Source organism: Cyanothece sp. BG0011 (genome assembly GCF_003013815.1).
GTDB lineage: Bacteria > Cyanobacteriota > Cyanobacteriia > Cyanobacteriales > Microcystaceae > Crocosphaera.
On record NZ_PRLH01000095.1, the window covers coordinates 15,798 to 40,385 of the forward strand.

Sequence of the window (24,588 nt, forward strand, 5' to 3'; positions counted from 1 at the left end):
TATTATTTTTATTTCACAATTTTTCTATTTTCAATAATTATGCTCAGAAACTTAATAATATTATAACCCTATAAATTTTTGTCAGGGCTTAGGGGCATAACACTCTAGTAGGGGTTGAACAGTGTTCAACCCCTACGTATTGACGGATCTAGAGAATTTCGTTAATATAAAATCATATGCCCCCCTAGGGGATATACCCTAAGAAGAAGTTTTGCGATAAGTTAAGTAAAGTAAAGAAAAACTCATAATATACATAAAGGTTAACAAACGTTGATTTCTACCCCATCCACCGTGACCACTCATTCTCTAACGTCCCCCGATCACTCCTCTGCGGGTGAACCGTTTTTCAGTCGCCCAATGGTCAAAAATTGGCTCACCTTCTTGGCCGCTGGCTTTTTTGGTGTCTGTTCCCGTATTCATAGAAGCTCCCCTAGTGCGTTTCTGCCCTGAAATTAGCGTGATTATGACCGGGGGGTGGTTATGGTTAGCCTTTTACTTAATGAAGCGTCCTAAAACCCATTTATGGGGAGATTTGTTATTCGGGTTTAGTTGGAGTTGGTTAGCCGGTGCAATATACTGGGGTTGGTTTCGTTGGGAACCCTTAATCCATCTTCCGGTTGAATCTATCGGTGTTCCCGTTGCTGTGTGGTGTCTCTGGCGAAGATGGGGGAAAGTGGGTAATTTCTTTTACGTCGGTTCCCTGTTAGGAACTGCCATCACCGATGTTTATTTTTACGTTACGGGTTTGATTCCCCATTGGCGACAATTGATGCAAGTAGACCCCAGTTTAGCCACCCCTATCTTTCAATCTGCCTTAGAACAAGTGCAAACCCCCTGGGGGACCAGTTGGGCCGTGGTATTAGCTAATGCACTCTTGGGAATTGGATTATGGGCCATGCAAAAATCCGATCGCCATTGGTGGGCGTTATCAGGTGCGGTATTGAGTACAATCTTAGTAGATAGTCTATTTTGGGTTGCTGCTTCTTTTGCATAACTCGGTACAATGTAATAGGCTTTGTCCCTTGACTTATTCTTGTACTGCCACCCTGTCAAACATCTGTGGATAATCTCGCCAAGACTCCCCATCTGTTGCTAGATACTGCTAAAGGTAAACGTTATTTTCCTTTGGTAGGGAGGAATTATTGGACCATTGGCCGAGGAAGAGATAATGATTTTGCCATCGGCGATCATTGTATTTCTCGTAACCATGCCATTTTGCAATCTACAGAAACAGGAGATTTCTTATTAATTGATTTAGGCAGTCGAAACGGAACCTTTGTTAATGATCGTCGTGTCAGTATTCCTGTCACCCTGAAAAGTGGGGATAAAGTGACCTTTGGTAAGACTGATGTGGGGTTTTACGGTCCGCCCCGTCATCGCAATGATATCACCCCTCCAGAGTTGGCCGATCGCGATACAATGGTTTTACATGAACGTCGCTTAACCTCTGTGATGGTGGTGGATATGAGGAACTTTACCTCCTTAACCAGACAATTAGATGAAGAAATTCTGTCCTCTTTAATTGGTAACTGGTTTCGTCAGTCCGGTGAGATTATTCGTAACGCCGGCAGTTGGGTGGATAAATATATCGGTGATGCGGTGATGGCCATTTGGTTTCATGGAGAAAATGAAGTCACCCAAGGGGATGTGATGCAAATTTTTCAAGCAGTCTGCGATCTCAACCAGATGACTAAACAGCTAAGTGAAGAATATCCCGTTCCTTTTGAGTTAAAAATTGGTGCCGGAATTAATACCGGGTATGCTATGGTGGGTAATACTGGCAGTGGGGATCATCCTGATTATACGGCCATTGGAGACACGGTTAATGCAGCCTTTCGCCTAGAATCTGCCACAAAGGAGTTAGGGTTAGATGTAGCTATCGGAGAAGATACCTATCTCTATTCGGTGGACTTTAAAGACATTGATCAGTTATTTTCTCAGTACACGGTTAAGCTGAAAGGATATGAGCAACCAACCATTACCTATGGCATAACCTTTCAAGAGTTAGAGAAGTTATTAATTAATCATCAATAATTATCCTGCAATCCAATTCCCATGAAAACCACTGGGGACCCGAACCGGTAAATGAATGGTTGCAATGGGTTCAGATTGAAAATTGTTAGGATCAATGATCACAAAATCACTGGTCTGGGTGTTTTCATTATACACAAAAGTAACCACATAGCCATCTAATTCAGATTGACCATTACCACTGGGAATAAAGGCAGCTTCACCCCCATAACATCCAGGTTTAAATTGATGAATTTTATGATTGTTCTTGGCCAAATCATATTGAATTAATGAAGGAAAATAATTGGGGATTTGTTTCTTAGATAAGATTTCAGTGTCAATATGGGGGGCGTAACCAAAGCGATAAGCTTGCCCTAATTTTTCATTGTTGATGGTAGGAAAATCAACATAATGATCGTCTAGTTTCTCTGACACAATAGCATGAGTTTTCAGATCAATAGACATTCTTTGCAAGTTGGATTTATTACTTAAAATCGCTTGCCAATGACTTTCCATATTAATCTCAGGATAGTGAACAAAATCAATAACTATTTTCTCATTTTCCTCAAATCCATTCATAAAATGCCACACCCAAAAAGGATCAGTTTTGATGTAAATTGGCTTTTTATTGCTATCATGACGATCCACTAAAATAATGGTGGTTCCTTGTTCGGGTTGCCATAGAAAAGGCTTTTTATTGGCTTTTGCTTGTTCTAAATTAAATACGAGGGGACAATCAAAAAAGATAGCATAATTCTCTGTAAGAACCATATCATGAAACATGACCGGCCGAGGAATATCAATGGCTGTTTCTCTGATAATCGTATTGTTTTGATCGGCAATATAATAATGTAAATACGGAGCATTAAAAAAAGAATAACGATAAAAATGTAACTCTCCCGTCTTAGGATCTAGTTTAGGATGGGCCGTCATTGATTGTTCTAATTGTCCTTGAAAATTCCACTCTCCTATGGTGTCTAAATTCTTATCAATTTCGTAAGGTAAACCAATTTCATATAATGCTAACAATTTATCGCCATAACCAATAACATTAGTATTAGCATAATTTTTGAATTTTAATTCATCTAGTTCTTGACCTTCAAACATTTCATAAACCAGTCCACTGGTGGTTATCCAGCGATTTTTATAACTGACTTCTCCGTTGTTAAAATAAACCCCATGTAACATACCATCCCCCTCTAAAGGATAATTATATGAACTTGGTTTAAACATAGGATTAGGACCATTTCTAACATACATTCCCTGTAATTCTTGGGGAATATGACCCGATATTTTTAAATTCGTAATATCCACTTCTTTAAATACCGGTGCATTAATTCCTTGTAAAAAACTATTGTTACTTTTCCAACTTTTATAGGATTTATACTGTTTATAAATGGGACTGGATTGACTGGGCAATTGATGATAGGCGATCGCAGTCATGGCCGCCAGGGAAGATTGAATTAAAAATTGTCTTCTTTTCATAATATTTTTTCTTAAAATTGAGTATTTTTAAGCATTTTTTGAGCAAGTTTCGTATCAATTGAAATCCCTTCTGTGGGAAAATGGCGCATAATATCAATAGCGGTCCATCCCTCTTCTCCTTGATGAATAGCTGCGGAAATTAATGCTCCTCGAATGGCATAAAATCCATTAGAATTAGGATGGGTACTAAATACTTCTCCCATGCTTTTTAATAAGTCTTCCATTAAAGGCGTTCTTAATAAACGAGAAAACCTAACCCCGTCTATAGTATGGCGTTTTTGCAAGGTTTTTCTTAATTCTAATAGGGCTTCTTCGTCAAATTGACTGGCATAAAAAGCAAATTCTTTGGTAATTCTACCTTCTTTTGCGTAAATTTCTAAAGAATCAACCGATAAAGAAAACTTTAACGGCCCATAAATTAAATAAAGAGTTTCTGCACTGAAAACAGGCCGGGGCATTAAAGGAATTAAAAATAAAGAAATCCCTAAGCAAATACGAGTGATACACTTCATTTTTGGTATAAAAAGCTACTATTTTTTTACTCATCTTTTCTGATTCTGTTCACTCTAATGCAGCTTTTAGAGTTGACCCATATTTACTAACAAAATTTTAAGAAATAATTGCTCCAATAACTTATGGAAACTAATTTTCAAGAAAATAGGGAGCGCCGAAGAGGGAATCTAACGTTAAGAGATGGTAAAGAATAGGTTACATCTCTTCTCCATTCTCGACAGTCGTTATAAAATACTATTGAGAACAATTTTTATTAACTTCTCAGTCAGGGGTAAGGAGTCAAGACAAAGTGTGTTCTACTGTCTGTGATTAGTAGAGAGCTAAAAACCAGTCAACTCAAGACCTTTTCAGTAGTGATCTCAGGGAGGGTCAAAAATAAGGGATAAAGTGGGTTAAATAATCCCTTATAATTAAAGTAGAAAGCCCTATTGTTTATTGCTTTAAGAATAAGCATAGAGCAAATCTTAGATTGTCTCAGCCAATAACGGTCATTAATTCAGTGAATTGATAGGAGAAAGTATCATGATAGATAATGCTTTAGGAGCCGTAACGAACGAACAAGACCATAGTCAAACCATCGGCGAACAAATTGGAGCCACCGAGGAACAATTAATTAATTATTTAAGACAACATAATGAAATTGAGATGATTGCTCCTGTTCTGATTGGGGTCTTTGTTACCAGTCGATTTCAACTCCGTGGGGCTAATGCGTTATTGGTGAATTTAGCAGTTGCTAGTTTATGTCGACAAGTTTTTGCTACTATCAAAAGTCAAACCCCAACAACACAAAGAACCGAAGCAACAAACGGTAGAATGAACTCAACTGATGAATCTGAAAGTGAATATCAAATCGTTCATTCTGTTCCTGGAAGAATCCGTATTAAAGTTCCTCAACTCGCAGAAGATGCTGACTTTGCCAGACGATTAAAACAGTTATTAAATAACGATGAATATGTTATTAAAGTTCGCGTAAACCGTTCTGCTGCATCGGTTGTCATCAACTATGATGGGCAAGGGGTATCCGATATGGAGCTTGGTTTACGATTACTCAGTATTTTGAATGAAGCAAAAGAAACTGAAGGAGTAGGGAGCATGGGTTAGAAGAATTCATAATCATTAAAAATACAAAAAGACAACGAGGAAACCCTCAAAACTATAAGGATAAAAAATGAAATGAAATCCCTACCTTTGATGATTCATCAAGTCCCTGGAAGAGTAAGGGTTAGAATACATCGTTTAAGTTATGATCAATCCTTTGCTAAACTTCTTAAGGAACATTTGATAACAGTAAAGGGGATAAAAAAGGTACGTTTAAATTGTTGGTCAGCTTCTGTTATTATTCATTATGAAAAAAATAGAAATATCAATATTCATTATCAGATTCTTTTGAGTATTAACCAAGCAGAAACCACTAACGGGGTTCGCCCAAAAGAAGATAGTAATAACAGTAAAAAGCTAGAGGAATGGTCGAGTCTAACCTATCCAGGGTTAGCCACCCTTTTCTCCTTAACTGCCCTCAAAATCAAACTACCCGGTTTAAGATTGATCGCGATTTTAATGTTACTGCGGGCTGCGTTTCCTGTGGTACAAAGGGCTTATGATAGTGTTGTTAATCAGCAAAAACTGAATATTGATTGTATCGACACCTTAGCTTTAGTGTTTAGCGGTTTACAAGGGAAAATAGTCACCCCATCTTTAGTTATTACTCTCCATGAACTCGGCGATATTATTAGGGAAAAAACCGCCCGTTCCACTGAAACGAAAACCAGCAATTTATTAGATACCATTGGCAATTTTGCCTGGGTAGAACGAAACGAAACCATTGTTTCGGTTGAAAGTCATACCGTAGAAATTGATGAAATTGTTGTTGTTTATCCAGGGGAAAAAATACCAGTGGATGGCATTGTGATTAAAGGAAATGCCACTATTGATCAACAACAATTAACCGGGGAATCAATGCCCATTGTTGCCGAAAAAGATACCTATGTTTATGCTTCAACCTTGGTAAGATCAGGAGAAATACGCATTAAATCCGAACGTATTGGACACAATACCCGTGCAGCAGCCAGCTTTGAATTACTAGATAAAGCTCCAGTTCACGACACTCGAATGGCGAACTATGCCGCGAACTTAGCTGAACAGTTAATTATGCCCTCATTATTATTATCAGCCATTATTTTAACGGTTACTAGAGATCCCAGTCGAGTGGCTTCTATTCTGACTTTAGATTTTGTTACGGGGATTCGCGTTTCTATGCCCACTGCCTTTTTAGGTGCCTTAAATCATACCACCCGTCATGGCATTTTAGTGCGGAGTGGTCGCACCTTAGAACTCTTATCAGAAATTGATACCATTGTCTTCGATAAAACGGGAACCTTAACCCAAGGAAATATTGAAATTGTTCACATCGAAACCGTGGACCAAGGGTTAGACCAAAATAAACTCCTGCAACTGGCCGCATCAGCCGAACAACGTATTACTCACCCCGTCGCCGAAGCCATCGCCCATTATGCTACCAAACGAAACATAGACATCTTACCCCGTCAATCTTGGGATTATGAGGTGGGGTTAGGCATGGTAGCCACCATCGACGGACAAACGGTTTTAGTGGGGAGTGAGAAGTTATTAACCAGTAAAGGCGTGACGGTTATTGAAACAGTCACTCAACAAAAAAATGCGGGGTTGTCCCCTGTGTATGTGGCCTGTGATGGGGTGTTTCAGGGCATTCTCTATTATAGTGATCCCCTGCGTCCCCAAAGTGCCAAATTGATCCATTCCTTGCAACGAGACTACGGAATGGAAGTGCATCTGCTCACAGGGGATCACCAAAAACGGGCGACAGAGGTAGGAAAACAGTTAAATATCCCCCCTTCTCAGGTTCATGCAGAGGCATTCCCCGAAGATAAGGCAAAAATTGTTCAAAACTTGCATCATAGCGGTAAAACCGTCGCTTTTGTCGGGGATGGCCTCAATGATTCGGTGGCCTTAGCCTATGCAGATGTGTCCATTTCCTTTGAAAACGGTTCCGATATTGCCAGGGAAACCGCAGATGTGGTGTTGATGAATAACGACTTAAACGACTTATTAGAGGCCATTTCCATTGCCCAACAAACAAAACAGTTAATCACCCAAAATACTTTAATGGTGGTTGCCCCGAATATAGCAGCCTTGGGGTTAGCCACCACTGTCGGCCTTAACCCATTGTTAGCCACCCTGGTTCATAATGGAACTGCGATCGTGGCTGGCTTGAATAGTTTACGTCCTTTGGTTCAACATAAACTCGAAAGCAACTAACATAGGAGATCGAAATCATGTCACCGATACACTGGGATAAATCTGTATTAACTTTCCACGTTAAAGAAATCATCGAAGATCATCATCACAAGGGTGATTCTTCTGGGGTGTTGGGTTTAGGGGCAATTTTGCTGGGAACCCTTGCCCTCCCTGTCGCCGTTAAATTTGGACGGCCCGTTCTCAAGTCTATTATTAAAACAGGTTTATCCCTTTCTCCCCAAACCCTAGAAACCCCTTCTAATACCAAATCTCAAAAGTAACTCGACAGTGTAGCTATAGATTACTGTAGGGGTCAACGGCCGTTGACCCCTACCATAACCCTAATAATTAAACAGAGGCCATCGGCCTCTGTTTAATACTTCAACTCCGAACCCCGACCTCCTAACTGCTAACTCAACTTATGGAGCTTTCGTTGTAGCTTTCAGACTGAGAAGCGGGTAGGGATGCCTTTTGTGCTTGTTCTGCAATGACTTCTGCTTTCGCCTCTGCCACGAGATCCGCCATAACCTCTCCGGCTTCAGCAAAGGTTCCTTTTGTTTTTTCGTAGAGAACAACGCCGGTTTTGACCGTTGCCTTGGCCACCGGTTTGAGTAAGGGAAGAACCACAGGCGTGATCACTAAGGCCCCCAGTCCAATGGCTATGGTTCGATTAGGATTATTTTGATAGGCTTTTTTTAGGGTTTCTAACATTTTTTCTTCCTCATCAATCAATTAGCTATGGGGGGAAAACTTAGGACTGCCTTAGATTCTCTAGGTCTTCCACTACTTGTATTATACCACTATCAACAGAAACTAACTTAAGTTAAATAGCCCCCATTTTCGCCTATTTTTCCCTCTCCATTTAACACATAAATACCGGCTGAATTAGCCTGAACCATAAAAGAAAGGGTATTACTATTTACCTCGATCTTTTTACCGGTTACTGCATCAGAATAAGTCCCATTTTTGACATTATTAATAGTAATTTGTTGGTCGCTGCCAATGGTTAACCCCACCGCAACATAACTATTACTCCCTGCATCTTCTCTGACAAAACTCATGGCATTTCCCCACTCATTCACCTGACTCATGGCCCCTTTTTGTAGTGCCGGAATACGACTACGAATGAGGTTTAACCGTTGAATATGTTGATAAAGAGGATGACTTTGGGTGGTTTGAATGGTATCTTTTTCGAGATGGGGACCATAATAAGCCCTTCCCGTTTCATCTAAGGTATCATCATTACCAATAATATCCTGGGGTTTTCCTTTCATAAATTCGATTTCTTCCCCAAAATAGAGACAAGGAATACCTCTGATCGTCCACAATAAATTATAAGTAGCCGCCGCCCATTCTGTCTCACCTTGGAAACGAAAGCGAAAGTCATTATCGGGTCCGACATCATGGTTTTGTAAAAAGGTGACTAAAGTGGTTGCATCCCCATAAACCCAATCATTGGCTAAAATAGCCCCAATACCATTAAAACTGCCCCGACTGACATTATCCCGAAAGGTAGAAAACAGCGAAAAATCTAACACTGAGAAACCAGAGTCACCCCCAGAGTTCGGATCTTTGGGATCATCTCCTAAACGAGTGTACCACCAAGGGCGTAAAAACGAGGGTGCATTGTCATCGCCGAATAAATCACCCCATCCCGTCCCTTTCACCAGGTTTTCCCCAAACACAAATAAACCAGGTTTATGGGCCTTCCAAGCATTGATATATTCTAATAAATTATTGCGCTCAACGTGCTTGACGGTATCGATGCGTAGCGCGTCCACACCCATGTCTAAATACTGACAAATAGCATTGATCAGATAATCTTTGACATTGTCTCGTCTCGTGGCCAAGTCAATGGTATCCCCTGCCATATGTTTAGTCTGAATAGAAACATTTTCCCAGTCTCCCCCGGCCATAAACCCGTCTTGATGATACCATTCGGGGTCAAGATTATTGGCATCGATACCAAAAAAGCGGTTAGGGTTATACCCTTCTTTGGGAACAGTTTCCCCGGTCAGGGGATCAACTAAGGGGACGACTCCCTCAGCATCAGAAGTTTGTCTTTCTTTGAACCAGTCAGGGGCCACCGGGTTATCATTATCTTCTTTAAACTCGTTTTGATAGTTGCCTAAGTTGCCTTGATAGGGACCATAGTTAACTTGTCCCTGTTGTGATCCTTGGGGGACAAAATATTTAATGGGAAGATGATCGATCCACACTTTGCCCCTGATACCGTATTGACAGGAATGGTTAACCACCACATCTTGTATGATTTTTATGCCTCTTGCATGGGCCTCATTGATTAAATCTTGATAGGTGGCATCGGGAGACTCTAAACGGGGATCGATCTTGGTCCAGTCATAACCGTGATAACCATGATAGTCTAAACCGCTTCTATTTTCGATAGGAGGGGTGATCCAAATAGCGGTAAACCCTAAGTCTTTGATATAGTCTAATTTTTGAATTAATCCTTTAAAGTCCCCTCTCCAGTGAGGATCTTCTGCTTCTCCTGCTGCGTTAAACTTGATGCGATCGCGACAGAAAAAGTTATTACTGGGATCACCATCATAAAAGCGAGTGGTAATCAGAAAATAGATGGTTTCTTCTCGAAAGTCTCTCGGTTCGATCTGACTGCCAACACTGTAGTAAAAGTCTGCATAGGTTTCATTATCGGCACCATCAATGATTAAAAATCTCACATTAGTGGTGGTGTCTAGGAGCATTTTTGGCCCGGTTAACCCATTGATGGCGTTTCCTTGAACATAAATATTACTGTGGGTGGTGGGTTCAGTGCCATCGTTGGTATAGTAAGCAATGATGGGGGTTTCACGGGGATCGGTAATGGTAAAACGAGGGGCGATCGCTTCTTGATAGTTGCCTGAGTCTTCACTCGCTGTAATGGTGGGTTTTCTGAAGTCTGCGTTCGGATCAATGGTATAAATAAATTCAAAAATAGCCCCCATTTCTCCCAATGCGTTACGTCCAATACAACGCAAAGTCGTGTTAGTTTCGATTAAAATGGGTTGCTCATAAAGGTTTGATTGAACACTGGGTGTTGTGCCATCGGTTGTATAGTAGATAGCATCGTCTTCGTTGTCACTTGAGAGGGTAACACGCTGTGATTCTTGATAGGTTGCCCCTTTTGGCATAGCGGTAATCACAGGAATGGCAGGCCGTTGGGGGTTTTGATCGTACCAGTTATCCTTTAAAAACCATCCTTCCCTATTTCTGCTTAAGTTATCGGTTTGTTTCCCACTGCCATCATTAAAGATAATCTTCGCTGTTTCAACTTCTGGGAAATGATAACCATACCAGTCATTCCCCTCTGCTGTCATGGGAACCCCTGGCCATTCAAGGGTGGGGGAAGTGGGACTGGTATCCCAATAGTAAATATTAACGGTTTTTTGCCAGGAGGTGGGCCGTTTAAAATGGACCACTAGGGGAGTGATGGGGGTGTCAGGGTGGCGATCGTACCATTTATTATTCAAGTACCAACCGTCTCCTTCTCGTTGTAAGTCCCTCGTTTGTTGTCCCTGGCCATCATTAAAGATGAAACGGACCCTATCTACTCCTGAAAGGCGATAGCTATACCAGTCATCCGCTTCTGCTGTCATGGGAACCCCTGGCCAGGATACTGAGTTAGAAGAGGGATAGGTGTCCCAATAATAAACATTAATGGTTTGTCCCCAAGAGGAAGGACGCTTAAAGTAGATGAGGAGATCGGCCATTGTTGAGGTTTCCCTTATGCTGTTGTAAGCTCAACCTATCATGTTGCTGTTCTACTTTTTGACACCCTTACAATGTTTTAAGGAGACTAGGATAATAATCAAATACAAAAATTGGTAGGGGCATAATATATTATGCCCCTACACCGTATTTTATTAAGTCGTAAACGGCTGTATTTATTCATCAGGGGTTATCTTGCGGTGGGCAATATTAATATGAACCATGATAATTTTTTATCTTGAATGAGTATTGCCCACCCTACAGATAAGATGATACTTTTTAATATTTTTCTTGTATTTTACTAATTATAGTTATCTGGCATAGTTTATAATGGACTGGCTTGAAACATCAATCAAATGAATTATCTTAAGAAATATAAATAAGTTATTAGTTATTAACTCTCTCCCTGCTCCGGCTCTCCCTTCTCCCCTGCTTATCTCAACTTTAACATTACTTTCCAACCACTAATTATCAATGTCCAGTTATTCAGAATCAAACCCTAATCCTAATATTGCTACCAGTAAATCTCCTCATACTGATTATCGTCCCCTTGAGGTTAAGAAATTAACCCCAATGTATCAACATTATGTGAAAGTCAAACAACAGTATCCTAACGCTTTATTACTATATAGAGTCGGTGATTTTTTTGAATGTTTTTTTCAAGATGCTGTTACCATTTCTCAAGAATTAGAGTTAATGTTAACCAGCAAAGAAGGGGGAAAAGAAATCGGTAGGGTTGCCATGACTGGGGTTCCTCATCATGCTTTAGACCGCTATAGTCGTTTATTAGTAGAAAAAGGCTATGCTGTGGCGATTTGTGACCAAGTAGAAGACTCGGCCCAAGCGGCAGCCCAAGGGCGAATGGTAGAGCGAAAAATAACTAAACTTTTAACTCCAGGAACCCTAACCGATGAGGGAATGTTATCAGCAAAACAGAACAATTATTTAGCTGCGGTTGTCATTGCCGGGGAACACTGGGGACTTGCTTATGCTGACATTTCAACGGGGGAATTTTTTACTACCCAATCAAAAGAATTAACTAATCTCAATCTAGAGTTATTGAGGCTACAACCAGCCGAGATTTTAATCCCTACCAATGCCCCTGATATTAACAGTTTATTGCGCCCTGGTGAGAAGTCTCAATATTTAGCTGATGTCTTACCCGATTGTTTTTGTTATTCCCTGCGATCGCAAACGCCTTTTACTCTAAATGAGGCAAAAAGTAAGCTATTAATTAACTTTCGTGTTCGGTCTTTAGAAGGGTTGGGTTGTGACCATTTACCCCTGGCGATTCGAGCAGCCGGAGGGTTATTAGAATACATCGAAGATACACAAAAGGCTCATCAAGTTCCCTTACAATTATTACGCACTTATAATCAAGTTGACTTTCTGATTTTAGATTATCAAACCCGTCGTAATTTAGAAATAACTCAAACCGTCAGAGATGGTAGTTTTCATGGTTCGTTATTATGGGCGTTAGACCGCACCTGCACAGCAATGGGGGGTCGTGCTTTACGCCGTTGGTTATTAGAACCTTTAATCAGCATTAAGGGAATTGTTGCCAGACAAAACAGCATACAAGAGTTAATTGATAATCCGACTTTACGGCAAGATATTAGACAGTTATTACGCAGTATTTACGACTTAGAAAGAATTAGCGGCAGAGTGGGGGCAGGAACAGCTAATGCTAGGGATTTATTGTCTTTAGCAGAATCATTGGTTAGGTTAAAAGAGTTAGCAGAATTAGCGTTACAAGGTGAATCTGCTTATTTGAAAGCCTTACAAAATCTTCCCCCAGATTTAGAAAAATTAGGTCAATATGTGATCGATCATTTAGTGGAGTCTCCCCCCTTACATTTAAAAGATGGCGGTGTTATTCGAGACGGAATTAATGCTGATTTAGACACCATGCGAAAACGGCTAGAAGATGACCGTCAATGGTTAGCTAATTTAGAAATTACAGAGAGAGAAAGGACAGGAGTTTCTAACTTAAAAGTTGGGTATAATAAGACCTTCGGCTACTATTTAAGTATGCCTCGAAGTAAAGCGGCCCAAGCACCCGATAATTACGTTAGAAAACAAACATTAACCAACGAAGAACGCTATATTACCCCTGAGTTAAAAGAACGAGAAACCCGTATTTTAACCGCACAAGATGATCTCAATAAATTAGAGTACGAAATTTTTGTAGAATTGCGTTTAAAAGTAGCAGAAAAAGCTCAAGAAATTCGTAAAATTGCTAAAGCAGTGGCTGCTATTGATGTGTTATCAGGGTTAGGGGAAATTGCCGTATTTCAAGGTTATTGTCGCCCCGAAATTTTGGACAGTCGCTTAATAGAAATCACAGACGGTAGACACCCTGTGGTCGAACAATCTTTAGGGTTTGGTTTATTTGTGCCTAACTCCACTAATATGGGGGATAATCAACAAGAAACTAGCCCTGATTTAATCATTTTAACGGGTCCCAATGCCAGTGGAAAAAGCTGTTATTTAAGACAAGTTGGCCTCATTCAATTAATGGCCCAAACCGGTAGTTTTGTCCCTGCTACAGAAGCAAAATTAGGCATTAGCGATCGCATTTTTACACGTGTAGGTGCAGTAGATGATTTAGCCACGGGACAATCAACATTTATGGTAGAAATGAATGAAACGGCTAATATTTTAAATCATGCTACTGAAAAATCCTTAATTTTATTAGACGAAATTGGCCGAGGAACGGCAACGTTTGACGGACTTTCTATTGCTTGGGCAGTGGCGGAATACTTAGCAACAGAAGTACAAGGGAGAACGATTTTTGCGACTCATTATCATGAATTAAATGAACTGGCTTCTATTCTTTCTAATGTGGCTAATTATCAAGTTACAGTGCAAGAATTACCCCATGAAATTGTCTTTTTACACCAAGTTAGACCGGGTGGGGCTGATAAATCCTATGGCATTGAAGCCGGAAGATTAGCCGGGTTGCCGACTTCTGTTATTAGTCGAGCAAAACAAGTGATGAATCAAATAGAAACTCATAGTAAAATTGCCCTGGGATTACGAGAAGGAATTAGTCAAGTTAATCCTAATAAAAACAAAAATAATAAAGCTGACTTAATCGAGCAATTAGATATTTTTGATGATTTTTAAACTCCTATGAATGAAAACACTATCCACTCTCAATATAATAAACTTGCTAAAAACTATGATAAACGCTGGCAAAATTATCATCATAATAGTTTATCCTTTCTGAAAAATTGGGTAAATATTTCTTCTACTTCTACCATCTTAGACGTGGCTTGTGGGACAGGAATTTTTGCAGAAATGTTACTTCAAGATAATCCTCATTTAGAGATTATTGGGGTTGATATTTCCTCAGAAATGTTAACCATAGCTAAGCAGAAATGTCAAGGTTATGATCAAGTTAAGTTCTATCAAAGTTCGGTGACTGCTTTACCCTTTGAAAGTCATAAGTTTGATTATGTTATTTGTGCCAATGCGTTTCATTATTTTGATAATCCCATCATTGCGTTAATGGAAATGAAGCGACTGGTTAAACCCAATGGTCAAATTATAATATTAGATTGGTGTCGAGATTATTTAACCATGAAAATTTGTGACTTAATTTTAAAACTATTTGATCCTAGTCATAAAAATTGTTATAGTCAAGCAGAATTAAGTCAATTTTTAGCCTCTACAGAATTAACAATTATTGACAATACTAAATTTAGTTTTAGTTGGGTTTGGGGTTTAATGGTATTTACAGTAACCCCTAAGTTTTCTTAGTAATTTCTTAGTCAGGTGGGCAGTGCATCGGCGGACAATACTTAATCAAATTTAATTAGTAGGATGGAAACTGCATCAGCTTACTAAAGAATAAGCCCCATTTTGACAAAAATCACCCTTTAGTTAGATGAAAAGTTATATTAAACCTGTTAATTTTAAGATTATATTGACTGAAACAATATAATCTAACTTATGAATTATGAACAATTCTTAAACTTGTATAGTGAGGCGGTTTTAACCTCTTTAAGTTTTTTCTGGAAAGCATTATGGGCATTTATTTTAGGTTATATTGTCAGTAGTGCCATTCAAGTTTTTGTAACCCGTGAAAGAATGCAAAAAACCATGGGAAAAGCAGGAAAAAAGAGTATTGCTTTAGGTACGTTTTTCGGCTTTATTTCAAGTTCTTGTAGCTTTGCTGCGTTAGCAACCACTAAATCTTTATTTAAAAAAGGTGCTGGTTTTATTCCTTCTTTAGCTTTTTTATTAGCATCAACTAATTTAGTCATTGAATTAGGATTTATTATTGCTATCTTTTTAGGATGGCAATTTGTTGTCGGGGAATATGTAGGGGGTGTTTTATTAATTCTTTTTACTTGGGAAATTGTCAGATTAACTCGTCCCAAAAAATTAATTAGAAACGTACGAAGAAAATTAAACGACACAGAAGGAGAAGAAAAAAGCGATACGGATACACCCAACTGGAAAGAAAAAATACAAAGTAAACAAGCATGGAAAAAAGTTGCTAAAAAGTATTTTATGGAATGGGGTATGGTATGGAAAGATGTTACCTTTGGTTTTACGATAGCGGGAATTATTGCTGCGTTTGTTCCTCAATCTTTTTTCCAAACCCTGTTTATTAATGCTGGTAATAATCCGGGATTTTTCTCCATTTTAGAACATACCATTATCGGTCCAGTGGCAGCCTTTTTTACTTTTATTGGTTCAATGGGAAATATCCCCTTAGCCTCTATTTTATACAGTAACGGGGTTAGTTTTGCCGGGGTAATGGCTTTTATTTTCAGTGATTTAGTGGTGTTTCCTGTAATACGAGTAAATGCTAAATATTACGGTTGGAAACTAGCCTTATATATTGTTGCTGTCTTTTTAGGGGCATTAGTAGCAACCTCAATCGTCATGCACTATGGTTTTGCTGCTTTGAATTTACTTCCTGATAGTAGTAATAGTCAAAGTGTCGCCCAAACCGAACGATTTGCTATTGATTATACCTTTTGGTTAAATCTCGTGTTTATCGCCATAACAGGATATTTAGCTTGGTTAAACTTTGGCGGAAAAAGTAAGAAGAAACAACAAGAGCATAGTCATAAAGATAATAGTAATGGTGGTAAAAAAGGAATTATAGAAAAATTAGTTTTTTGGTTAGCTATTTTTTCTTTTATCTGGTTAGCTGGGGGGTTAATTGCGATGGTTTAGTTATATAGCTAGTCTATTGCAATCATGAACCTACTTGTTGAGAAGAATGAACAGGGAATTCCGGAACGGGGAACGGAGAACGGAAAATTTTCACAACTCATTTAAACTGGCCATAGCAGTACAAAAAAGGTGTTTGTCACCCCGGTTCAGAAGTTCCCCACGTCCCACTTAATTAGAATATTGATACACTTCATTGAAAACCGCTATATTAGGGCAAAATCGCGCTACTCTAGAAATAGACAGCAAAGCAGGACAAGATTATTATGGGTCTAACCAATGTCATCAAGGTCTTGTTAATTGAGGATAATCTAGCAGAAGCGAGACTGTTGCAAGAAGTGCTAAAAGGGGCAACAAGGCAAGAATTTCAGTTAGTCCATGAAAAACGGCTAAAAGACGCTCTAAAGCAGCTAGAAACCCACACATTTGACATCATATTACTCGATTTGACCTTACCCGATAGTCAAGGTCTAGATTCTTTGTCCCCGATTATTAATCATAATTCTCATATTCCTATTGTGGTTTTAACCAATATGAATGATGAAGAATTGGCCTTAGAAGCAGTTAGAAAAGGAGCGCAAGATTATCTCGTTAAACGCCACATCACCTTAGATATTTTAGTTCGTTCCATTTGTTATGCCATTGAACGTAAACAGATGGAAAAGCAATTAAAAAAAAGCTAATCAAGACCTAGAAAAAAAGAGTGGAAGAAAGAACGATTCAATTATTAAAAGCACAAGAATTAAACCAACTAAAATCTGAATTCGTTTCTATCCTCTCCCATGATTTTCGCAATCCTCTCAATACAATTTTATTATCAACAGGATTATTAGAGGATAGTCACGACCAATTAACCAGAGAGCAGCAATTATCCTATTTTCAGATGATTCGCCAAGCGGTTCAAGACATGAATCAACTACTGAACGAAGTTTTGTTATTAGGAAAAGCTGATTCGGGAAAATTAAAACCTAACTTTGAGCAGCTTAATCTTAAGGAATTTTGTCAAAAAATTCTTCATTCTTTACACCTTTCTTTTGAAGATAAAAACCAAATTGTGACTCAATTTAAAGGAAAGTTTGAAGAAGAATTATGGGATGCTAAATTACTTTGGCATATTTTACATAATTTATTAAATAATGCCCTTAAATATTCTCCTCAAGGGGGCCAGATTTTTTTTGATATTATTGCTGATGAAAAAATAGTGACTTTTCGCATTGAAGACCAAGGAATTGGTATTTCTCAAGCATCACAAAAACATCTTTTTGAAAGCTTTTATCGCGCTGATAATGTAGAAAATATTTCAGGAACCGGATTAGGTTTGTCCATTGTTCGTAAATGTGTAGACGCTTACCAAGGAGATATCTTTGTAGACAGTCAGTTAAACAAAGGGACAACCTTTACAGTTATTTTACCCCGACAGCAACCAGTTATGAGTAAAATAGAAAAAAGTATCGAACAAATATAGTTATGAGTTGGGTATTATGAGTACACAAAAAGATTCTCATCCTAGCGAATTTACTCGCACTCCTCCTTGGGGAAGGGTGACTATGTTAGAAGAAGGCCCCCGTTATCGCATTAATCGCATTGAAGTTAATCCCGGACAACATATCAGTACCCAAATGCACTATCATCGTAGTGAACATTGGATAGTCGTTTCAGGAACCGCTAAAGTTATTTTTAATGGGGAAGAACATCTTTTAAAACAAAAAGAATCGACCTATGTTCCCATGAATACTCGTCACCGAGTTGAAAATCCTGGGGTTATCCCTTTAGTGATGATTGAAGTTCAAAATGGAGAGTATTTAGGGGACGATGATATTATTCGTTTTACAGAAGAATAAAGCAATCACTCAGACACATTCATCAGTAAAGATGGTATAATAATGTTGTCAGGAATAACTCATATTTTTAGTGAAAAGTCTTAAAATAATCTGGATTTTTGTTATTATATGGCCAAATATTCGATAGAATGAAAAAGGGGAGTTAGGGTTAAGAATATAGCCACAGCTACCAGCCAACTGAAGAACGAGGAAACAGGAGGAATGAAGATGAAAATCTTAGTGAGCATACTTCTGTTAACCCTGGTTTTGTTATTCATCAATGGCTCTAAACCTGACCTAACACAGAGATTATTAATCTCACGGGAATGTATCGGTTGTGATTTAGAAAATGCAGATTTACAACAGTTAGATTTAGAAGGCGTGAACTTAGAAAAAGCGAATTTGAAACACGCTAATCTCCACGAAACTAACTTAAATAAAGCCAATCTAAAAAATGCGAATCTACAGCAAACAAGGTTAACAGACGCTCAATTAAAACAAGCGAATCTAACCAAAGCTAATTTATTTGAAGCTAATCTATCTAACAGTAATTTAGAAGAAGCTATCTTAAAAGAAGCTAATCTCATCAATACTAATCTCAATAAAAGTATTATAAAAAATGCTAACTTATACAAAGCTTTACTAACAGGAAGTAAGCTATCTCATGCCAACTTAGAAGGAGCTAACTTAGAAAAAGCTGATTTATCAACCTATAAAGAATTACCCACTTTATTAAATCATACTAACCTGAAGAAAGCCAACCTCAAACAAAGTGATTTAGAAGGAGCTTGGTTAGTGAAAGCCCAATTAATAGAAGCTAACTTACAACAGAGTAATTTGAAATATGCTAACCTAAAAGGAGCCAATTTAGCCGGTTCAAATTTAAAAGAATCAAAGTCAACTTATGCCATTTTAGACCAAGTCAATTTCTGTGGTACAATGATGGAAAACGGAGCCATTTCTTTAAAAGGATGTTCAGTTCAGGGAATATATGATTTCTCCCCTATTAATCATCGCAAGCATTACTCTCTTAGTCGCCGTTTCAATTAACACAATTTTTAAAGGTGATTATGGTTGGTTTAACCGTCTTCGTCGTCCCCAATGGTTAACCTTTGAATGGGCAATTCCTTTCATTTGGATATTCGTATTTATTTGTGGGGTTTATTCAGCTTATCAACTTTGGATAAAACAACCAGGAAAAACTGAAACCTGGTTATTAATGGCAGGGTATTTATTATTAGAAATATTGATCATGGCCTATACCCCTGTTATGTGTAAACTGCGGAGCTTACAAGTAGGAACAATTATCGGTGCAACCGGTTTCTTTTGGGGGTTAATTCTCGCTGTTTTAGTCTGGCCAATCTCACAAGAATCAGTCTTTTTATTATTACCTTACTTATTATGGAGTCCCATAGGAACTTATGTTACCTGGGATATGATTTCACTCAATCCTTTAGATAAATAATTAAGAATTAAAAAACTAAGAATTAAGAATTAAAAATTGAGAATTTCCCACTTCTTATATAGTCTCATTGGCGGTTCTTTTTGTGTTAAAATAAGAAAGAATAACTTATTTAAAACCATTGACATTAATATTAAGCTTTTTTGTCAATTTTTAAGGCAATTGTCCTTTAAACTGTCCCTGTTAACGGAGTTAAGAGACTTATGACCATCCCTCAAGATAGAATTATCCCCACAGACTTGAGTAATGAAATGTCCCGTTCATATTTAGAATACGCCATGAGCGTTATTGTGGGACGAGCATTACCCGATGCTAGGGATGGTTTAAAACCTGTGCATCGTCGCATTCTCTACGCCATGTATGAACTGGGTTTAACTCCCGATCGCCCCTTTAGAAAATGCGCCCGTGTCGTCGGGGAAGTGTTAGGTAAATATCACCCCCACGGCGACACAGCCGTATACGATGCCCTAGTTCGGATGGCCCAAGACTTTTCCATGCGGAGTCCTCTGATCGAAGGCCACGGAAACTTTGGATCGGTAGATAACGATCCCCCGGCAGCCATGCGTTACACGGAATGTCGTCTGCAAGCATTATCAACCAACGCCCTACTCAGAGACATCGAAGCCGACACCGTTGACTTCGCTGATAACTTCGACGGGTCCCAACAAGAACCCATTGTCTTACCGGCCAGAGTCCCTCAGTTACTCCTCAACGGTTCCTCTGGTATCGCCGTCGGTATGGCCACCAATATTCCTCCCCATAACCTCGGAGAATTAATAGACGGAACCATTGCCCTCATTCATAACCCAGAGTTAAGCGAAAAAGAACTCATTAAGATTATCCCCGGGCCAGACTTTCCCACCGGCGGACAAATCTTAGGGCGATCCGGTATCCACGACGCATACATGACCGGACGGGGTTCGATTACCATGCGCGGTGTGGCCCAAATCGAAACCATCGAACAACGGGGCCGGCCCGATCGCGAAGCCATCATTATCACTCAACTTCCCTATCAAACCAACAAAGCAGCCTTAATTGAACGCATCGCCGACTTAGTGAACGAAAAACGCATTGATGGCATTTCTGACATCAGAGACGAAAGCGATCGCGACGGAATGCGAGTGGTAATAGAACTCAAACGAGACGCTTACCCCAGAGTCGTCCTCAACAATATCTATAAACAAACCCCCGTACAAGGCAACTTCGGGGCCAATATGTTAGCCCTCGTCAACGGAGAACCCCAACTCCTAACCATAAAAGAGTTCTTACAGGTTTTCCTTGACTTTAGAGTTGAAACCATCACCCGTCGTACTCAATACGAACTCCGCAAAGCAGAAGAAAGAGATCACCTCTTACAAGGGTTACTCATCGCCCTCGATAACCTCGATGCCGTCATTCAACTTATTCGCAGGGCAGCCGATAGCAGCAGCGCAAAAGAAGAATTAGTCCAAGAGTTTGGCCTCTCCCCAGTTCAAGCAGACGCTATTCTACAAATGCAACTCCGTCGCTTAACCGCCCTAGAAGCAGAGAAAATACACGCCGAACACGAAGAATTACAGCTAAAAATTGCCGATTTACAAGACATTTTAGCCAGACGGGAACGCATCGAAGCCATTATTGAAGAAGAATTAAGCCAGATCAAGAGCATTCATGCCACCCCTCGACGCACCGAAATTGTTCACGATGACGGAGAAATTGTTGATACTGACCTCATTGCCAACGAACAAGCCATTATCCTCCTCACCGAACAAGGTTACATCAAACGGATGCCCGTGAGTACCTTTGAGGCACAACAACGGGCCACCAGAGGAAAAGCAGCCGCCAAAATTAAAGACGACGATGTGGTTGAACACTTTTTAACCTGTTGCGACCACGATCAAGTTCTCTTTTTCAGCGATCGCGGGGTTGTCTATGCCGTGAATGCTTATCAGATCCCATCCTCCTCCAGAACCGCCAGAGGCATTCCCATCGTTCAAATGTTACCCATCCCCAAGGATGAGAAAATAACCTCCATCGTCGCCGTTAGTGAGTTCACAGAAGACGTTTTTCTCGTGATGTTAACTCATAAAGGTTACATCAAAAAAACCGCCCTTTCCGCCTTTAGTAATATTCGGACCAATGGGTTAATTGCCATTTCCCTCGGTGAAGGGGACCAACTGCGATGGGTAAGACTCACCAGAGAAGAAGATAGTATTATCCTCGGAACCCGTAAAGGGATGGCGATCCATTTCCACGCCGATCACCAACAACTGCGACCCCTGGGACGGGCAACTAGAGGCGTAAAAGCCATGAAATTGAAGAAAGGGGACGAATTAATTAGTATGGATGTGTTGCCGGCACAAGTCACCGCAGGGATAGGGGATGCAGCCGAAGACGAAGACGTTTTAGAGAATGAAACTGAAGAGTTAAGCGAAGAAGAAACCACCGGTGGCCCTTGGATCTTAGCTATTACTAATGGGGGTTATGGTAAACGGGTTCCTATTTCCCAGTTTCGTCTGCAACGACGGGCCGGAATGGGGGTTCGGGCGATCAAGTTTAAGTCAAAAACCGATTGTTTAGCCTCCCTTCATGTGGTCAATGCAGAGGATGAATTAATGATTGTGTCTAACCGAGGGATTATTATTCGTCAAGCTGTCGATGCTATTTCTATGCAGTCTCGCGCTGCTACCGGGGTTCGAGTACAACGGTTAGATAGTGATGATGCGATCGCAGCCGTTGCATTAGTTCCCCCGGCACCTGAAACCGACGAAGAAGAGGGGGAAGCAGAAGCAGTCGAAGTGGTTAGTGAGTAAACAATAATCTGCTGTAGGGTGGGTTAGGTGTGGGCTTTATTTTTTAATTAATAACTAATTATAGTGCTACGCACTGGGGAATAGGGAATGGGCAAGGGTTCTCCCCCTCACAAAAGGGGGAGTTAGAGGGGGTGGCAATGGTAAGCTGTAAAAGGGTTTCAGAGTTGGGAAATGTCCTAAACTTAATGCGTAGGGCTATAGTTTTTATACACACCGCAACCCACCACTTCAATTTTGCAAGATCACGTATTGCCGATTGCTCAACCATATTGAGCATATCGTTCAATCAGTATTTTAAGCTAACTATCTGTTTTGAGAAAAATTGAGATAGATCCTGGAGATGGAGTATAAACTGTTTGTAGTTTGAAATGACGTTCAGGATAGGTTCGTGCTAATATAGTTTGCAGGGCATTTGCTACATCTCCCTCATTTTGAGGATAATATCGAATCTGATCAGAAGATGCTCTATCACGCTGTGGTTTAACTTCAATGACTGATGTAACACTACTCTCCCTTAACGCCTCTTTAATCTCAAAAGCGATTGTTTTTTGTTCAGTCCTTTCCCCATTATAGAAAATTTGGATTTTATATTCACTCACCATATTGGCTTGTGGATATAGGTTTCGTATATTTTGTATAGCTGTTTCTATTTCTGATTTAACTTCTGGTTGAACCTTATTCTTCGCCCAAATAAGAATCATGATAGGTTCATCTACATGAGGAGACATCATCTCCAAGAAAGAGACAGCGTTTTTTTGTTTCTGTATATCCTGACTGGTAATCTCTTGATAGAACAGTTCAACATATTTAGTTTGTAAATTTTCTCTTCGTTGAACTCTTGCTAACTCCAATTGAGCATCAGTCAGTTTATTTTGGGCTGTCGAAACTTGGTAACCAGCCAAACCGGTGATACCAGACAGAAGTAACAACAAAAGAGGAATAACTAGCTTCTCTGAAAATTCTAAAATTTTAGTGGTTAATGATTTCTCTTTAGAGACAAGCGCAAGTATTGTGTCAAGCTTTTTATCAGATTCGATCTGTTGTTTTTTGTCTACTCCATTAAATTGTCTAACCATTACCGACCCCTCCTTTATCGATTCGTTAATCGACAAACTTAAACCAAAAGACCTCGATTTACACTTTGATTCTAGCTCTTTTGAATCAAGAATAAATTAATTTTTTGTTCAATTATTGCTTATCTTATAATAAGAATTGTTAAAAAAATCAACAATAATAAAAAACTAAACAGTTACTTATTTTCAGCGTCCTAACGATCTTTTTCCTTAAATTACCCTCTGACTTCATTCAACGATGAACTTTCCCATCTGGCATCGTTGCACCCCGTAAAATAACACCCGCCAAGTTAGCACTCATTAACTCTGCCCTGGTTAAATTAGCATTACTCATATTAGCCCCCATGAGATTTGCCCGTGCAAAAAATGCCTCTACTAAGTCAGCATCCGTTAAATTCGCCCCTGATAAATTTGCCCGACTTAAATCAGCGTGGTTCATCCGTGTTAACGTTAAATTGGCTTGATGAAGATTAGCACGGTTGAACACAGCGTGCGTCATGATTGCCCCTCTAGCCATGACATCACTCAACTCCGCTTGAGATAATTGCGCCCTAACTAGATTCGTGTTGGTAAGATTTGCCCCGTTTAACTTTGCCCCGGTTAGGTTAGTATCTGTCAGTAACGCCCCTTTGAGGTTAGCATTAGTTAAGTCTGCTTTGCGTAAATCAGCATCCCTCAAATTCACTTCTTTGAGATTGGCCCCCACTAAATTAGCCCGACTCAAATCAACCCCCTTCATATTAGCCCCTTGTAAGTCTGCCCTAGCTAAATTAGCAGCTTGGAGGTTAGTATAGTAACTCTTCTTTTCTTGGCGCATATTTGCCCCTCTCAGACAAGCACCGGTAAGGGTTGCCCCACTTAAATCTGCTCCTCGTAGATCAGCCGCGATTAAGTTGGCATCGAGAAAAGTCGCTAAGGTAATATCCGTATCCCTTAAATTCGCTCCTTGTAGTAACGTTCCATGAAGGGTAGCATTACGTAAATCTGCCCCACTGAGGTCCGCTTGAGAGAAATTAGCCCCACTTAAATTCGCTCCCACCAGATTCGCCTGGGTTAAATTAGCGCGGTTAAAATAGGAGAACAAAAGATTAGCCCCATGTAAGTCTGCTTCATTAAGGGTAATGCCGATTAAATCTGCCCCTAACAAGTTAATTCCTGGCAGTTTTAAGCCATTAAATAAGGTTTCTCCGGCAGAATAACGCTCAATTAGTTCACTGGGTTTCATAGAGGCGAAATGGCAA

At 39.7% G+C, this 24,588-nt stretch carries 17 protein-coding genes and 2 pseudogenes; 13 read left to right on the forward strand and 6 right to left on the reverse strand.

Annotation, left to right across the window (positions count from 1 at the left end; genetic code table 11):
- The first annotated feature begins 270 nt into the window (after nucleotides 1-270).
- Together C4E06_RS12060 and C4E06_RS12065 are read left to right on the forward strand one after the other, a co-directional pair.
- Nucleotides 271-994 (forward strand): annotated as a pseudogene (locus tag C4E06_RS12060) (DUF3120 domain-containing protein).
- A 65-nt stretch (nucleotides 995-1,059) separates the two neighbouring features.
- The gene (locus C4E06_RS12065) at nucleotides 1,060-2,034 is read left to right on the forward strand and encodes an adenylate/guanylate cyclase domain-containing protein (RefSeq protein WP_107668290.1); all 975 of its coding nucleotides are present in this window, start codon (nucleotides 1,060-1,062) and stop codon (nucleotides 2,032-2,034) included.
- On the opposite strand, the gene C4E06_RS12070 is transcribed toward C4E06_RS12065, so the two are convergent.
- Both C4E06_RS12070 and C4E06_RS12075 read right to left on the reverse strand, forming a co-directional pair.
- Nucleotides 2,035-3,495, reverse strand: coding sequence for a carotenoid oxygenase family protein (locus C4E06_RS12070; protein WP_107668291.1), 1,461 nt, complete (start codon nucleotides 3,493-3,495; stop codon nucleotides 2,035-2,037).
- Nucleotides 3,496-3,506: 11 nt separating this feature from the next.
- Entirely contained in the window at nucleotides 3,507-4,007 is a 501-nt protein-coding gene (locus C4E06_RS12075; RefSeq protein ID WP_107668292.1) for an alpha/beta hydrolase, read from the reverse strand.
- A gap of 523 nt (nucleotides 4,008-4,530) precedes the next feature.
- Between C4E06_RS12075 and C4E06_RS12080 the strand changes: the two genes are divergently transcribed.
- The 3 genes from C4E06_RS12080 (at nucleotide 4,531) to C4E06_RS12090 (ending at nucleotide 7,562) form a co-directional block, all read left to right on the forward strand.
- A complete protein-coding gene (locus tag C4E06_RS12080) occupies nucleotides 4,531-5,109 on the forward strand; it encodes an HMA2 domain-containing protein (RefSeq protein WP_107668293.1) in 579 nt (192 codons plus the stop codon).
- A 72-nt stretch (nucleotides 5,110-5,181) separates the two neighbouring features.
- Nucleotides 5,182-7,302, forward strand: coding sequence for a heavy metal translocating P-type ATPase (locus C4E06_RS12085; protein WP_107668294.1), 2,121 nt, complete (start codon nucleotides 5,182-5,184; stop codon nucleotides 7,300-7,302).
- 17 nt (nucleotides 7,303-7,319) lie between these two features.
- Nucleotides 7,320-7,562 (forward strand): hypothetical protein, encoded by a 243-nt coding sequence (locus C4E06_RS12090; protein WP_107668295.1) that lies wholly within the window; start codon nucleotides 7,320-7,322, stop codon nucleotides 7,560-7,562.
- A 133-nt stretch (nucleotides 7,563-7,695) separates the two neighbouring features.
- On the opposite strand, the gene C4E06_RS12095 is transcribed toward C4E06_RS12090, so the two are convergent.
- Together C4E06_RS12095 and C4E06_RS12100 are read right to left on the reverse strand one after the other, a co-directional pair.
- On the reverse strand, nucleotides 7,696-7,992 hold the full coding sequence (locus C4E06_RS12095) for a DUF5132 domain-containing protein (protein ID WP_107668296.1): 297 nt from the start codon (nucleotides 7,990-7,992) through the stop codon (nucleotides 7,696-7,698).
- Nucleotides 7,993-8,099: 107 nt separating this feature from the next.
- On the reverse strand, nucleotides 8,100-11,009 hold the full coding sequence (locus C4E06_RS12100) for a starch-binding protein (protein ID WP_107668297.1): 2,910 nt from the start codon (nucleotides 11,007-11,009) through the stop codon (nucleotides 8,100-8,102).
- A gap of 472 nt (nucleotides 11,010-11,481) precedes the next feature.
- On the opposite strand from C4E06_RS12100, the gene mutS reads away from it, so the two are divergent.
- From mutS to gyrA, 8 genes and pseudogenes are all read left to right on the forward strand, one after another.
- A complete protein-coding gene (gene mutS, locus C4E06_RS12105) occupies nucleotides 11,482-14,136 on the forward strand; it encodes a DNA mismatch repair protein MutS (protein ID WP_107668298.1) in 2,655 nt (884 codons plus the stop codon).
- Between the two features lie 6 nt (nucleotides 14,137-14,142).
- The gene (locus C4E06_RS12110) at nucleotides 14,143-14,772 is read left to right on the forward strand and encodes a class I SAM-dependent methyltransferase (protein ID WP_107668299.1); all 630 of its coding nucleotides are present in this window, start codon (nucleotides 14,143-14,145) and stop codon (nucleotides 14,770-14,772) included.
- Nucleotides 14,773-14,964: 192 nt separating this feature from the next.
- Entirely contained in the window at nucleotides 14,965-16,203 is a 1,239-nt protein-coding gene (locus C4E06_RS12115; RefSeq protein WP_107668300.1) for a permease, read from the forward strand.
- Nucleotides 16,204-16,466: 263 nt separating this feature from the next.
- Nucleotides 16,467-17,665: pseudogene (locus C4E06_RS29550) on the forward strand (ATP-binding protein).
- 16 nt (nucleotides 17,666-17,681) lie between these two features.
- Nucleotides 17,682-18,041, forward strand: a complete 360-nt coding sequence (locus C4E06_RS12125) for a phosphomannose isomerase type II C-terminal cupin domain (RefSeq protein ID WP_107668301.1) — start codon at nucleotides 17,682-17,684, stop codon at nucleotides 18,039-18,041.
- Nucleotides 18,042-18,248: 207 nt separating this feature from the next.
- Nucleotides 18,249-19,070: a pentapeptide repeat-containing protein gene (locus C4E06_RS12130; RefSeq protein WP_107668302.1), complete on the forward strand. Its 822-nt coding sequence runs from the start codon at nucleotides 18,249-18,251 to the stop codon at nucleotides 19,068-19,070.
- The gene (locus tag C4E06_RS12135) at nucleotides 19,012-19,485 is read left to right on the forward strand and encodes a TspO/MBR family protein (RefSeq protein ID WP_107668303.1); all 474 of its coding nucleotides are present in this window, start codon (nucleotides 19,012-19,014) and stop codon (nucleotides 19,483-19,485) included. The genes C4E06_RS12130 and C4E06_RS12135 overlap by 59 nt, the downstream gene beginning before the upstream one ends.
- 200 nt (nucleotides 19,486-19,685) lie before the next feature.
- Nucleotides 19,686-22,274 carry a DNA topoisomerase (ATP-hydrolyzing) subunit A gene (gene gyrA, locus C4E06_RS12140; protein ID WP_107668304.1) on the forward strand — a complete coding sequence of 863 codons (2,589 nt, stop codon included), beginning with the start codon at nucleotides 19,686-19,688 and terminating at the stop codon, nucleotides 22,272-22,274.
- A 299-nt stretch (nucleotides 22,275-22,573) separates the two neighbouring features.
- Here the strand turns inward: gyrA and C4E06_RS12145 are convergent, their stop codons facing one another.
- Together C4E06_RS12145 and C4E06_RS12150 are read right to left on the reverse strand one after the other, a co-directional pair.
- The gene (locus C4E06_RS12145) at nucleotides 22,574-23,350 is read right to left on the reverse strand and encodes a hypothetical protein (protein WP_107668305.1); all 777 of its coding nucleotides are present in this window, start codon (nucleotides 23,348-23,350) and stop codon (nucleotides 22,574-22,576) included.
- Nucleotides 23,351-23,579: 229 nt separating this feature from the next.
- The gene (locus C4E06_RS12150) at nucleotides 23,580-24,572 is read right to left on the reverse strand and encodes a pentapeptide repeat-containing protein (protein WP_107668306.1); all 993 of its coding nucleotides are present in this window, start codon (nucleotides 24,570-24,572) and stop codon (nucleotides 23,580-23,582) included.
- Nucleotides 24,573-24,588: the final 16 nt, after the last annotated feature.